We start from the raw sequence: 12,616 nt of genomic DNA, 5'->3' as shown, positions 1-12,616 counted from the left end.
ACATTGCTTTTCCGGTCCGCATGACGCGCACGCTTCGCTTTTCGACGTCCCTCGCTTCAGCCTTCCTCGTCCTTTTGATGGCCGTCCATGCGTCCGGCGCGGAGCCGTCCGCTCCCGCACGCGGCACGCAGCCGCGCAAGCACTCCTTGTCGGCGAGCTTCGGCCTGACGCCCCTCTATGCGGGCGTGGCCATGGGTTATTACGATGGGGGAGGAGATGCCCCCCACGACCCCGACGGACCGGTGCTCCTCGGACTCTCGGGCGATTACATGTACAGCTTCGGCCTCGTTCGCCTGGGCGTCGGCCTCAGGTACGCGCACACCTGGGACGCGTGGGCAAGGTGGACCCGCTCGGCGTCGTTCGCACACGAGCTCGGGGCCTCCGCGCTTCTATCGCTCGGCGGCACGACCCGGAGCGGCGTGGAAATCGCCGCGACGCTCGGCCTCGGGATGGGCCGCGCCTGGATGCCGGATTTCGGGTTGTTCCCCCCGAGCTTTGGCGGGATCGGTGAGTTGCTCTTCTCGGCCGTCATTCCGGTCCACCCGGATGCTGACCTCCTCCTGCGCACCGGCCTGAACGTGGCATTGTACATGGGCAACATGACCCAGGAGGGGGAGTGGCCTCGCCCCGATGCCTATCTCCTCCGCGCCTACATGCCCCTCGAGGTGGGCTTCCGCAAACGGTTTTGATTCCGGTCCGTCGCGAGCGCCGCGCACATGGCCCCGCGGCGCATGAGGTCGGCCCTGTAGATGTCGACGGGAGTTTCCTGCGTATACGTCTGGTAGGTATTCTTCGTTGTAACGAGCACGCTACCGAGGGCCGTCGCGGGTGTCATGGGGGGCGGTCGTGCTAGGCGCTGGGTTTGACGATGATCGTGGTCGTGCTGTCGATGACCCCGTCGTTCTGGAGGTCGATGGTGATCGTGTGCTTCCCGATTGTCAGGGGTGGCAAGAGCGTGACCCAGCCGTGGGCCCAAAGCTCGCCCGTGAGCGTGCTCGTCGAGAAAATGTTGTCCTCGGGCAGTTCGTAAGGCACGAGCCCGGTCTCGACTTCCGTCAATGCGACGATCTGCCCGTCGACGGTGACCACCGGATCGAAGGCGGCGTCCGCTGCCCGAGCACAGGACCGCAGATCCTGTTTCGTCGCGTCGACGCCTTGTTCGCTCGTGCTGCACTCGTTCGAGACACCGATGATGAATAGCTGCGTATCGGTCGTCACCGTGCACTTGATGCCGTTCGTGAAGAGGGGCCCGAATGGCGCAATGATGCCATTCCCGAGGTCGACGCAGGGCTCGGGTCGCTTCGCGTCCGGGTTGAAGAGGTTCCTGGGCGTCGGCGTCTCGATCACCGTGACCCACAGCGCTCCGAGCAGGTCTTCGAGCTGGCTGTCCGGGGGGGCGGAAGCCGCGGGTGCGGACACCAAAAGAGCAACGACGGCGGCCAGCAGGCCGCGCCAAAAACCCGACACGGTGACCCGCTTGGAAAATGCGACGCCCTGAGCGGCGACGCGAATGCGTGACGAGCGCATGATTCCCCCTCTGCGCGCAGCAAGGCACTGCAGCGGGCCGGATCATGGACTTCGAATGGGGAAAGTCAAACCGAGGATACGACGTGCGGCGATGGCAGATCGAGCGGCGTGAATGGCGGACGGCCAGGGATCTCCTTGGCCCTTCCGTAGAGTTGAGGCACCGGGCGCGTCAGCGAGGGACGATCCGCTGGCAGCGGAAGCGGTTGCGGCGGCGGCCTGCGAACCCGGCCCCGAAAAAAATCGTTCACACATCCGGGGGCGCGCAACTGCCCCCTCGAAGGTCGCGGAGAGCGGCGCACGTGGCGCCTCGCTCCGCCGAACGACGACCCTCGATGGAGGAACGATCCCCATGCACACGCACCATCCCAAGAGCCTCACGATGAAGACCCTTTCGATGCTCGCCACCCTCGCCGGCGCCTTCGCCGTTTCAGGCTGCGTCGCGGCGAGCGCCGACGAAAGCGACATGCTCGACGAGCCGGTCGACGTCGCCGAGCAGGCGATCGTGAATGGTTCGTCCGGGTTTGCGAAGAAGTCCTCTTTCTCGGTGATCTTCGATCATGGCCCCGGCACGCAGGAGAGCGGCTGCTCCGCCGTCGCGCTGACGACGAAGTGGCTGCTCACGGCCGCGCATTGCGTGTACGACGAGAATGGCAGCCTGTACCCGTACGCCTTCGCGCCGTACGCAGGTGACATCGTGCAGATCGTCCCGCATCCGGCCTTCGCGCCTTACGCCGCCTCGTCGAGCGCGCCGCCCCTCGGCGTCCCCGACGTGGCCTTGCTCCGGCTCGAAACGCCCCTCAACCTGTACAGCGACGACTGCTCGTATGCGCCGAACGATTGCTGGAAGTCACCGGCGGGTATGCCGATCCCCGTCAACGCGACGAGCTCCGGGTACACGATTACCAGCTATTACCCCACGTTCGCCATCGCGCCCGGAAGCATCGTCTGCGATGGATCCGGCGGCAGCGCGAGCGGACTTCTGCCGAGCCACGGCGTGTGGAGCACGGCCGACACCTACTACGAGGGAGGGTATTACCAGGCGATCCCCCCGAATGCGGCCGGCCAGACCATGACGAGCGGGGACTCGGGTGGACCGTGCTACTTCAACACCGGCGCGCGGAACGCGAGCACCCTGCTCGCCATCACGAGCTCGATCACCAAGGCCGGCGGACAGACCGTGAGGACGAACGCCGTCATCACGGGATACGTGGCGAGCTTCATCGACTCCGTCATCCCGCAGAACGACCGGGTCCTCGTGGTCCCGAACGATCCGGGCGCCGGGCTCTGAACGCTCCTTCACGGCGGAGGTCCGCCGATGCCGAGCATCCCGCAAAAATGGCATCGCGCACTTTACCCACGCCACGTGGTGCACCATGAAGAGCTTGCTCCCACGCATGGTTCGAGGTGGGCGCAGGGAAGGGGGGGATCATGAACACACTGCGGAAGACGGTCGTGTCTGTGCTGTTTTTGCTCGCGCCGATGGTTGCTTTCACGCAGCCGGCCCATGCGCAGGCCCCCACGATCGTGGGGGTCTGGTCGGGTTCGTTCCTCGAGATGTCGCAGTGCCTCTCGCGCGCCGGGAACGCGTTGCGCAACGCAGGCTTCACCGACGACGTGTTGAAAGGGGACTACAGCATATCGGCCACCAAGGGCAGCTACATCGGCCTGGTGATGTGCTTGTCCAGCAATGATGTCGTGACGTTCACCGTCGCCGGGCCCGAAGGGACCTACGAGACGGCGCGGCGCTTCCTGCTGGACGTCCGCAACGCGTTCTGAGCGCCTGGCCTCGGCGCGCTCCGCGCTGGCCCCTCCAAGCGCGCTCCTCCCAGCGCCCGCACATGGCGCACGTCGCGCTCGCCGCCGCGGAGGTCGGACAATCAATGTCCGCAATGCGGGGTGTTTCCTCTGGACGAGAGGGCTTCGAGTGGGCAATCTACGCCGCGCTCGACGACGGGCTGCGCATTCGAGCCGCAGAGGCGGATCGCTCCGCCGCGCAAGGGCTCGGTGCGCGCGTTTTCGTCGAGGTTCAATCCCCCGTCTCGGCGAGGAGGCTGCGGTGTCGCGGTGCGATATCGCAGAGGAGGAGAATGAAGAAGGTCCTCGAGATCATCGCGGTCATGGTGGTGGTGTTGTGCCTGATCAGCGCGGGCGTTCTCCTCTCCCGGGGGCGGCCCGGGAGCGGCGCTCCCGCAGCTCCCGGAAGCGCAGAGGACGAGGCTCCGGCGCCGACCCTCCTCGGAGGCGCGCCGTGAGGGCCCCTCACTCCAGCTCGACCCGCAAAATCTCCACCGCCCGCTTGAGCGCCCGCGCGACGAGCTCCGTGTCCTCGTGCCGCAGCATCACGAATCCCACGCCGTCGTAGGCATTGCCCTGCTGCTGCCCCGGCGTGGGCAGGCGCGCCTCGACCACGAGCGAGCCGATCTCCGCATTCGCCTCGGCGATCCCGTGCACCGCCTTCACCCGGCCCGTCCCCGCGCCCCGCAGATACGCCGCGCCCACCGCGTATTTCCGTTCCGGCACCTCGAACGTGTCGTCCACCATGAGCTTCGCCCAGGCATGGTGGAAATCCACGTCGTGCGCGTGCGACAGCAGCGTCATGAAATGCGCGCCGGGCGGGCGCGCGCCGATCTCCGAGACCGCCACGCTGCCGTCGGGCCGCTGGAACCATTCCATGTGCGTCAGGCCCGTCGTGAGCCCGAGCGCGCGCACCGCGTTTTCGCCCGTCTCCCGGATGCGCTCGTACGCCGGCACGTCCACGTGCCGCGGGGAGAGGACGCACCATTGCATCCACGGGTTTTCCATCACCGTGAGCGGCGACGGCCAGTACTTCGAGATCGAATACCAGACCATACGGCCGCCCACGGTCACCGCGTCGAGCGAATGCTCCTCGCCCCGCAAGAACTCCTCGAACAGGACGGGGCCGCCCTCGGCGGCCATTCGCGCGAGGTACGCATCGAGATCGCCCTGCGTCTCCAGGCGGAACGTGTCCACCGAGCACGCCCCGGCCGGGGGTTTCACGACGACCGGGAGGCCGACCTCGGCGATGAAGTCGAGGGCCTCTTCGCGGCGATGGGCGAGACGGTGGCGCGCGCAGGGGACGCCTTTGCTCTCGAAGATGGTCTTCATCACGGCCTTGTCGCGGAAGTTCCGCGCGACCTCGGGCGACATGCCCGGCAGACCGAGCGCGGCGCGGACCTCGGCGAGGGGCTCCTGGAGCGGCTCGAGCGAGCCGATGAGGCGGTCGATGGGCCCCATCTGTTCGGCGATCCCCTGGACGCCTTCGGCGATCTGGCGCGGATCGAAGGCGTTTTGCACCTGCCAGTGGCCCGAGATCTGGTCGCGGATCGAAGGCGGGAGCTTGTCCGCGGGATCCTGGGCGAGGATGCCGAGGCGAACGCCGGGCACGTTCGCGGTCCCGGAGACGAACCTGAGGGCGCCCTCCGTGACGAACGGCAGGACGAAGACCACGTTGCGCATGGCCGGCAGACTACAGGCGAGCGGCCGCCCCGGAAATCCTTTTGACACCCCGATCGCGCAAGCATAACCGAGGATGGCGATGACCCGCCCCGACGTGGTCCCTTCTCCCGGCTGTAGCGTGGCCCCCGACGGCTCGGTGACCTTCGCCCACCGCGACGAACGCGCATCGAGCGTGCTTTTGGCCGGCGACTTCACCGGCTGGGGCAAGGACCCGATCCCGCTCGTGAAGCGTGAAGGCACGGATCTTTGGACGCTGACGACGCGGCCGCTGTCCCGCGGCGTGCACGCCTACAAGCTCGTCGTTGATGGTCGGTGGATCGCGGACCCGGCAAACCCGCTCGACGTGGACGACGGGCTCGGGGGCCGGAACTCGGCGTTCGTCGTGGGAGGGCGGGATCTCGGCGATCCCTCGGCGATCCGCGTGCTCTCGCTGAACCTGCACACCTACCAGGAGCGGGGGATGCGGGACGGCGTGGTCGTGAACGATTCGATCCCGAAGCTCGAGCGGATCGCGTTCGGCGTGGCGGCGATGGGGCTCGACGTGCTGCTCTTGCAGGAGGTCGGCGAGCACGTGTCGAACCCGACCGAGCCGAACGCGGGGCGGCTCTTGCAAGAGCACCTGGAGCGGTTCACGCGGCGGCGCTGGGAGCACGTGTGGAGAGAGGCCCACATCGGGTTCGACGTGTATCACGAGGGGCTGTCGATCCTGTCGTCGGGGCCGATCGAGGACGCGACGGTCTTGCAGCTCAGCGAAGGCCCACTCGCCCGCATCGCGCTGATCGCCCGGACGACAATAAAAAACACAAAGATCCGGGTGGGAACGACGCACGTGTCGTGGGGATCGGACGGCGGGGCGCAGGTCGCGCGGCTGCTCGCCGACGTCGCCCGTTTGCCGGCGGGGGATCACGCGGCGACGCTCATCGTGGGGGACCTCAATGCAAGCCCCGAGGAGCGGCAGGTCGCGCAGTTCGTGGAGCGAGGGTATACCGACGTGGGAATGGCCACGCGGAACGTGTGGCCCACGTTCGGGGAGAAGACGCTGACGAGCCGGATCGATTATCAGATGCTCCGGGCCTCGGCAGGCCGGCGCGCAGCGCGGATCGACGCGTTCGTCCGGGTGTTCGACGGCGCAGGGCCCGAGGACGGGCTGCATCCGCGGGTGAGTGATCACGCAGGGATCGTCGGCGCGTATCGCTGGGACGTGGGATAGGTCAGCGCTCGCCGCGGGGCGCGCCCGTCGCCCACAAGACGACGCAAGCGAGGACCGTGATCGAGAGCCATTGCGGCATCGAGAGCGGCCCGAGCATGGGTCGTGAATCGCCGCGGAAGAGATCGGTCAGGAACCGTCCTGCCGCATAGGTCCCAGCGACACTCGCGAAGACGGTGCCCGGACGAAGTTTTTTTCGTTCGACGACGAGGCCGACGCCGGCCATGAGCAAGCCCAGCGCCGCCTCGTACGCCTGCGCCGGGTGCACGGGCAGGGTGTACTCCGCCGATGCGGGGATGAGCTTCTGTTCGACGTGCTCCAGGAACGCGGCCGTCCCCCGTGGATACCGCATCGCCCAGGGCATGCCGCTGACCCGGCCGAAATCACAACCCGCGAAGAGGCATCCGGTCCGCCCGAACAAAACGAGCAAGCCGAGCGCAGGCGCGAGCCGATCGAGCGCCGAGGCGACCGCGCCGCCGCGAATACGAACGACAGCGGCATACGTGCCCACGAGCCCCCCGAGCGCGCCGTAGGCCATGACGCCCATGCCAAAGAGCCGCCGCGGCTCGAAGCCCGACGCGACGAACGCCGGCAAACGCAGCACGATCCCGAGCCCCAGCGCGCCCAAGGCAGCGCCCGGGAGGGCGAGGACGAGGGCGAGGCGCAAGCCGCTCGGCTCACCGCGGGTGCGCCGGAAGAACCAGGTCAGCATGGCGCAGAGGGCCGTGATCTGGAGGAGCAACCAGATGGGGACCTGGTGCGCGTGGATCGAGGCGATCCAGGGGCTCATGTCCGGCCAAGCTAGCAGGGAACGGAGTGGACCGGCGAGGTGGACGGCCCGCTCGACGGGCGCATCTTCGTCGACACGATGCAGGGCGTGACGATCCGTTATGGTTTGCCCGCGCAGCAGGGGTGGCAGGCGCGCGGCCCGCGCGTGTCGGCGTGAACTGATTTCCGCACCACGCCCGTCGTGGTCTGGCACGCCAAGCCGCGCACGAACGCGCCTCGGATTTTTCGCACCTTTCCCTTGGTCTCGGATACGTTGGGATCGGAGAGGAGAGGGTAGGTTCGTGAAAAACGGAATTGGGGTTCGTCGTAGAGTGTCACGTTTCGTTGCGGTAGGACTCGCGTTCGGCGGCCTCGTATCGGCCCTTCCGGCGCGCGCGGAAAACGCCACCCCGGCGGAGGCGCCGCCTGCCGCGCCCGCCGCGCCGGAGCCCGCGAAAAAGACCCCGGCGCCGTACTCGCTGCCCTTCATGCTCCGGCCGGTGACCGCGGGGAACGTGGTTCGTCTCGACGCGACGTTCGCGTTCTCGAAGACGAAGGACACGATCCCGCTGCTCCTGCTCGGGAGTTACAAGATCCTGCCGAACCTCGCGGCGATCGTGCGGCTCGGCATGATCCACAGCGAGACGAAGGGGCCCGAGGGCACGACGGGCACGTCGTTCATCAACCCCGCGATCGGCGCGCTCTACTCGATTCCGCTCGGCGAGTCGTGGAAGGTGGGCTTGTTCGCCGCCACCACGATCCCCGTGGGCACGGGCGGCGGCGACAAGCCCGACATGGCGACTCGTACGGCGAACCTCGACGGCATTTATGCGCGTGCCTCGATGGACAATGCGCTCTTCCAGATCAACTACATGACCCCGATCATCGGCGCGGGCATCGGCTACATCGCGAACGGGATCACGTTGCAGGCCGAGGTGACGCTCCTCGAGCTCATCCGCGTGCGTGGCGCTGCGCTCGACAAGGACGCGACCCGGACAAACCTCACGGCGGGCCTGCATTTCGGGTGGTTCGTGATTCCGCAGCTCTCGATCGGCACCGAGCTCCGCTACCAGCTCTGGGTCGCGAACGACACGATCAAGAAGGGCACGGATCCCACGCGGGTCGACAACTGGACGCTCGGCTTCGGGCCCCGCGGGCACTTCAAGCTGAACGACAAGATGTGGCTGCGCCCTGCGGTCTCCTTGACGATGGGGCTCGATCTGCCGACCGGATTTTCGGGCGGCGGACTCGAGTACAAGATCGTGCAGGTCGACGTGCCCTTTATTTTTTAGCCCAGGGCCGCGTGCAGCACCTCGCGCGCCGCGCCGAGCAAGCGCTGGTAATGCTCGGCGACGGGGCGCAGGCCCGCCATGAAGAGCACGAGGCCGCCGGGGCGCATCTCCAGGTGACCCTGAAAACCCCAGCTCGCGAGCATCGAGCGCAGGCGCGGGGGGAACGCGGCGGCGGCCTCGGCGGGCGAGGCGGCGAAGGTCGTGACGTGCTCATCCCAGAGCTTGTCGCCGAGCTGGACCTTCGGCGGCGGCGCGCTCTCGAGGTAGGCGACACGCGTCACGAAGTGCTCGCCGACCCGCATGGCTGCGCGGCGCATGAGGTTCGGGTGTGCCGCGTAGGCGAAGATGGTTCGCTCGAGCGGCTCGGTGTCGAAGTCCACGGCGTACCAGGGCTCCACGAGCACGTACGGGCCGTGCGGCGTCTGGCGCGTGACGGCGTGGCGAAACTGGCCCGGGGGCGCGATGTTGTCGTGCGGCTCCCACTGGCGGAACCAGCTTTCCCCGGGGAAGGGGTTCCACGTGAAGCCATTCGCGTACGCCCACGCGCCGATGCGATCCGCGCCGAAGGATCTCTGGGGTCCCGACACGCGGAGAGAGCGTAATCCGGGAGGCTCGGCGACGCAAAGACCGAAAACGTCGGGCTCGCGGGTCGCGGCCGGGGGGGATATCCTCGACGCGGACGGCATGACACGGATCGCGCCTCTGGCGACGTCACACGCGGGGGATCGTCTGGTCGACGGGATGCGGGTGTTCGCCCTGCCTCCGCCGGAGATCGGGGACGTTCGTTCGGTTGGAAGCACCGTGCAGGCCGGGGAGCAGCCGGTCACGCTCTCGCTGCGGGTCCTGCGGACGGCCGTGCTCGTGGGGGGCAGCGCGGTGGGGCTTGGCGTGGTCTCGCTCGTGCCCATCGGGATGCTGGTATGGCTGCTCCGGCAGCTCGGGTTCGGTTCGCCGGTCACGGAGGCGCTCGCAGCGGCGCTCTCGCTCGTCGCGGCTGCGGTGGGGGCGTGGTTCGCGGCGCCGATCGCGTGGGAGGTGAATGGCCCGGTCGCGTCGTGCACGTACGTGGGCAAGGACGGGCTCGCGCGGTATACGTGGGGGGATCCGCTGCCGCGCGTGGTGCTCCGTTTCGAGGACGCCCGCGCGCTGGTGAAGGTCGTGCGCACCCGCAAAAAGGGCGAGACGAACCGCGTCGAATTCGATCTGCGCTGGATGGGGCGTCGGGGTGTTGGCGCTGCCTTCCGGATCCATGGCTTTTACGAGGGCGAGAGGCCCGCGGCCGGGGCGCGGCCTGAGCACCAGGAATATCTGTTCGCCGTGGCCGCCGAGCGCGCCTGGAACGAGTGGCTGCTCCGGAAGGCGCGGGAGGATGTGGAATCACTTGGCGCGATCGAGATCGGGCGGGACGCACGGGACGTTTCGCGGCGGGCGCGCATTGGTCGCGGATTCATTGAGCTTTTCGACGGCGAACGCGTCGAGACGTGGGCTGCGATCGAGGTCGATCAGATCCAGGTGAAAGGCGGCACGGTCGTGATCCGAAGGATCGATCCGATGCGCGGAAAGCGCTCGATCGAGCGCCGCTACCCGGGCAGCGCGCCGGGTGCGATGGATAACGAGAGCTTCTTTCCGCTCGCACTTCGCGAGATTGCGGGATTGCCCGTGGAACAACGCGAGCCGGGCCTGGGCGAGGGGCCTCGGGCGGGGTAGACGCCGCGCTGGTTCCGTCCTAAACGAGGACCCCTCGCGACGTGCCGCGTCGCCGTCGACGCCCGACCCATGAAGCTTCACGAACGGCTCGCTGCCCTCGAATCCTCCCCCGTCCCGACCTGGGTGTTCGACCTCGACTTTTTTCGCCAGCGTTGGGCGAACAAGCCCGCCCTCGAGCTCTGGCGCGCGGGCACCCCGGAGGAGCTCTACGCGCGTGATTACTCCGATATGTCGGAGTCGACGCGAGCGCGGATGCGCGGGTACATCGACGGATTCCGCGTGGGGCGGACGGCGGAAGAGGAATGGACGCTTTATCCGAAGGGCGAGCCCGTGACGCTGAAGCTCTTCATGACGGGCGTGCCGCTCGACGACGGTCGGACGGGCGTGCTCATCCAGGCGTTCGTGAAGGAGAATGCGCCGAGCCCGGATCTCGTGCGGAGCATCGAGGCGCTGCGGCACACGTCGGTGATGGTGACGCTCCTCGACATGGCGGGGGAGATTGTCCTGCAAAACCCGGCGGCGCAACGCGCATTCGGGGCCTCCGCGCCATTTCGTGAGCGCTTTCCGGACGACGTGGTTCCGGAGGCGCTCTTGTCGGCGACGCGGACGGGCGAGGTGTTTTCGCTGGAGACGGCCGTGCACACGGAAGCGGGCGAGCGCTGGCACGCGGTCGAGGCGCGCACGTTGCCGGATCCGGCGACGGGCAAGACGGTGATTCTCGTGCACCACACCGACGAGACGGCGCGGCGCGGGGCGGAGCGGCGCGCGGCCGAGGAAGGGCAGCTCGCTGAGCAGCTCCGGGGGACGCTCGCGATCGTGGAGCAGCAGAAGCTGGAGATCCTGGCGCTCTCGGCGCCCGTGCTGGAGGTTTCACCCCACACGATTGCGCTGCCGATCATTGGCGTGCTCGATTCGGCGCGCGCGGCGGAGATCGAAGGTCGAATCCTCGACGTGGTCTCGGCGCGCGGCGCGGAGCACGTGATCCTGGATCTGACCGGAGCAGACGCGCTCACGATGGAGACGGCCGAGCAGGTGGCGCGCCTCGGACGCGCGATTCGTCTGCTCGGGGCGCGCCCCATCGCCACGGGCATCACGTCGAAGCTCGCGCGGACGTTGGTCCACGCGAACGTGGATCTGGACGGGATCCTCTTGCTTCGAAGCCTCCGCGACGGAATCGAGGTCGCGCGGCGCGCGCGGACATGAAAATGTCCTCCGGGCGCGGCGCGCGGGAGGGGGACTGGTCGACTCACCATGACTGCATGATATTGGTGGCTGTTCCGTAGGGAGCACGTTTTCGGCGCGGTCCTCGACAAGCGAGCGCGCTGAATGGCCAACAGACCCTGCGGAGGGCGCGTTCGGGACAGACCGTCCGCGATCAAGCCGGGCGCTCCTCCGCGGAGGGGGCGGGGGCAGTCATGAAACGAAACATGCGTGGTTCGATTACGGTTGCACTTGCGCTCGTACTGGCGTCGGGCTGCGGCGAGGAGCCGGTGTCCACACCCAGAGAGGCGGAGTCCATCGGGGAAAACGAGGAGGCCCTGACCGATTGCGCGGTCGATTCCGCGAAGGAGCTTTTCATCACGGATCTCTCGGTGATCCAGGACGCACGTGCTTCCGGATACGGGAAATGGTCGTTCGGGTACGTGGTCCGGGAAATGGCGAAAGGCCACGACGAGCAGGAGTTCCTCAAAGCATTCCTGGAATCGTGGCTGAAGGACCAGACCGTCGACGGGCTGACGATCAAGGCGCGTCCGCGGATGGAAACCCTCGTGCTCGCGCCGTGGCGGGCGAAGAGCGCGGACGGCAAGACGTACGAGCTCGACAAGGCGCCGATGTCCTTGCTCGGGATCGTGTATCGGCTCGATCTGCGCAAGAAGCTGAATGCCGGCGCGGGCGTCGGTGAGGGACGCATGGTGTACAACGTGCACGGGGCCGACGGGCGCGCCCTGCCGTTCACCATGATCTTCGAATACAAGCTGCCGTCGAACCGAGGGCAGACGGCGGAGAGCTGGGCGCGCGAATTCCACGCGCTCGGCGCGCTGCCGTTCGGGCCGGACTACAACGCGAGGCTCGAGGCGCTGACCGAGAAATTCGTGACCGCGCAGTCGTGGCAAGGGATGCCGGCGGGGAGCGTGCTCAACCAGCTCCGCACGAACGAGATCGCCCTGACCTTCGGCGACGACACGCCGCTGTGGGAGCTACGGCAATTCGAGATCGACGCGCGCGGCAATCTCCTGCCGGCGAGCGTGGGCCTCACGCCGGATCTCGTCCACAACAATACGCCGCTCCTCGCGGATTTCGTGCGTCAAAACGAGCGCAAGATCCTGGAGGGAACCCACAAGGTGGGCGCGCGGTTCAAGGGGCAGCCATTCAACGGCGGATCGGCCCGCGTGCCGACGAGCACCTTCACCTGGGAGATCCCGAGCACGGCCGAGAACGTACGGAAGGCGTTCTCGACTGCGACGTGCAATGGTTGCCACGCGGGCGAGACGAACACGACCTTCCTGCACATGTCGAGGAGCCGCACCGGCCCGGAGACGCGTGTCTCGAATTTCATCCTGCAAGACCAGCTCCCGTTCCGCGTGCAGGAGATGAAGACGCTCGTCTGCGAATGATGCGGTAGGAGAGGCTTCGGCGC

The 12,616-nt window shown here is 67.6% G+C and carries 13 protein-coding genes; 9 read left to right on the top strand and 4 right to left on the bottom strand.

The window, feature by feature from the left end; genetic code table 11:
• Positions 1–20 precede the first annotated feature (20 nt).
• The gene (locus QHF84_RS02085) at positions 21–689 is read left to right on the top strand and encodes a hypothetical protein (RefSeq protein ID WP_281311441.1); all 669 of its coding nucleotides are present in this window, start codon (positions 21–23) and stop codon (positions 687–689) included.
• A gap of 160 nt (positions 690–849) precedes the next feature.
• On the opposite strand, the gene QHF84_RS02080 is transcribed toward QHF84_RS02085, so the two are convergent.
• Positions 850–1,527 (bottom strand): hypothetical protein, encoded by a 678-nt coding sequence (locus tag QHF84_RS02080; RefSeq protein WP_281311440.1) that lies wholly within the window; start codon positions 1,525–1,527, stop codon positions 850–852.
• A 349-nt stretch (positions 1,528–1,876) separates the two neighbouring features.
• On the opposite strand from QHF84_RS02080, the gene QHF84_RS02075 reads away from it, so the two are divergent.
• From QHF84_RS02075 to QHF84_RS02065, 3 genes are all read left to right on the top strand, one after another.
• Positions 1,877–2,815 carry a trypsin-like serine protease gene (locus QHF84_RS02075; RefSeq protein WP_281311439.1) on the top strand — a complete coding sequence of 313 codons (939 nt, stop codon included), beginning with the start codon at positions 1,877–1,879 and terminating at the stop codon, positions 2,813–2,815.
• Positions 2,816–2,979: 164 nt separating this feature from the next.
• Positions 2,980–3,303, top strand: a complete 324-nt coding sequence (locus QHF84_RS02070) for a hypothetical protein (RefSeq protein WP_281311438.1) — start codon at positions 2,980–2,982, stop codon at positions 3,301–3,303.
• Between the two features lie 311 nt (positions 3,304–3,614).
• Positions 3,615–3,779: a hypothetical protein gene (locus tag QHF84_RS02065; RefSeq protein ID WP_281311437.1), complete on the top strand. Its 165-nt coding sequence runs from the start codon at positions 3,615–3,617 to the stop codon at positions 3,777–3,779.
• Positions 3,780–3,786: 7 nt separating this feature from the next.
• Here QHF84_RS02065 and QHF84_RS02060 read toward each other — a convergent pair whose 3' ends face one another.
• Positions 3,787–5,004 (bottom strand): ATP-grasp domain-containing protein, encoded by a 1,218-nt coding sequence (locus QHF84_RS02060; RefSeq protein ID WP_281311436.1) that lies wholly within the window; start codon positions 5,002–5,004, stop codon positions 3,787–3,789.
• A gap of 79 nt (positions 5,005–5,083) precedes the next feature.
• Between QHF84_RS02060 and QHF84_RS02055 the strand changes: the two genes are divergently transcribed.
• A complete protein-coding gene (locus tag QHF84_RS02055) occupies positions 5,084–6,214 on the top strand; it encodes an endonuclease/exonuclease/phosphatase family protein (protein ID WP_281311435.1) in 1,131 nt (376 codons plus the stop codon).
• A 1-nt stretch (position 6,215) separates the two neighbouring features.
• Here QHF84_RS02055 and QHF84_RS02050 read toward each other — a convergent pair whose 3' ends face one another.
• A complete protein-coding gene (locus tag QHF84_RS02050) occupies positions 6,216–7,001 on the bottom strand; it encodes a prolipoprotein diacylglyceryl transferase family protein (protein WP_281311434.1) in 786 nt (261 codons plus the stop codon).
• Between the two features lie 310 nt (positions 7,002–7,311).
• Here QHF84_RS02050 and QHF84_RS02045 point away from each other — a divergent pair, with 310 nt between their 5' ends.
• Complete coding sequence (locus QHF84_RS02045; RefSeq protein ID WP_281311433.1) at positions 7,312–8,271, top strand: hypothetical protein; 960 nt, start codon at positions 7,312–7,314, stop codon at positions 8,269–8,271.
• On the opposite strand, the gene QHF84_RS02040 is transcribed toward QHF84_RS02045, so the two are convergent.
• Entirely contained in the window at positions 8,268–8,858 is a 591-nt protein-coding gene (locus tag QHF84_RS02040) for a hypothetical protein (RefSeq protein WP_281311432.1), read from the bottom strand. The two genes, QHF84_RS02045 and QHF84_RS02040, sit on opposite strands and share 4 nt — an antisense overlap.
• A gap of 97 nt (positions 8,859–8,955) precedes the next feature.
• On the opposite strand from QHF84_RS02040, the gene QHF84_RS02035 reads away from it, so the two are divergent.
• The 3 genes from QHF84_RS02035 (at position 8,956) to QHF84_RS02025 (ending at position 12,593) form a co-directional block, all read left to right on the top strand.
• Complete coding sequence (locus tag QHF84_RS02035; RefSeq protein WP_281311431.1) at positions 8,956–9,978, top strand: hypothetical protein; 1,023 nt, start codon at positions 8,956–8,958, stop codon at positions 9,976–9,978.
• Between the two features lie 69 nt (positions 9,979–10,047).
• Entirely contained in the window at positions 10,048–11,181 is a 1,134-nt protein-coding gene (locus QHF84_RS02030; protein ID WP_281311430.1) for an STAS domain-containing protein, read from the top strand.
• A 287-nt stretch (positions 11,182–11,468) separates the two neighbouring features.
• Positions 11,469–12,593, top strand: a complete 1,125-nt coding sequence (locus QHF84_RS02025; protein WP_281311429.1) for a hypothetical protein — start codon at positions 11,469–11,471, stop codon at positions 12,591–12,593.
• Positions 12,594–12,616: the final 23 nt, after the last annotated feature.

It is taken from the genome of Polyangium sp. y55x31, assembly GCF_029946505.1.
Lineage (GTDB): Bacteria > Myxococcota_A > Polyangia > Polyangiales > Polyangiaceae > Polyangium.
The sequence above is the reverse complement of the archived record's forward strand: the minus strand, read 5'-3'. Positions and strand labels throughout refer to the sequence as shown.

Coding starts and splice junctions, on each gene's coding strand:
- QHF84_RS02085 (WP_281311441.1), top strand. CDS start 21: ATGACGCGCACGCTTCGCTTTTCGACGTCCCTCGCTTCAGCCTTCCTC.
- QHF84_RS02080 (WP_281311440.1), bottom strand. CDS start 1,527: ATGCGCTCGTCACGCATTCGCGTCGCCGCTCAGGGCGTCGCATTTTCC.
- QHF84_RS02075 (WP_281311439.1), top strand. CDS start 1,877: ATGCACACGCACCATCCCAAGAGCCTCACGATGAAGACCCTTTCGATG.
- QHF84_RS02065 (WP_281311437.1), top strand. CDS start 3,615: ATGAAGAAGGTCCTCGAGATCATCGCGGTCATGGTGGTGGTGTTGTGC.
- QHF84_RS02060 (WP_281311436.1), bottom strand. CDS start 5,004: ATGCGCAACGTGGTCTTCGTCCTGCCGTTCGTCACGGAGGGCGCCCTC.
- QHF84_RS02055 (WP_281311435.1), top strand. CDS start 5,084: ATGACCCGCCCCGACGTGGTCCCTTCTCCCGGCTGTAGCGTGGCCCCC.
- QHF84_RS02050 (WP_281311434.1), bottom strand. CDS start 7,001: ATGAGCCCCTGGATCGCCTCGATCCACGCGCACCAGGTCCCCATCTGG.
- QHF84_RS02035 (WP_281311431.1), top strand. CDS start 8,956: ATGACACGGATCGCGCCTCTGGCGACGTCACACGCGGGGGATCGTCTG.
- QHF84_RS02030 (WP_281311430.1), top strand. CDS start 10,048: ATGAAGCTTCACGAACGGCTCGCTGCCCTCGAATCCTCCCCCGTCCCG.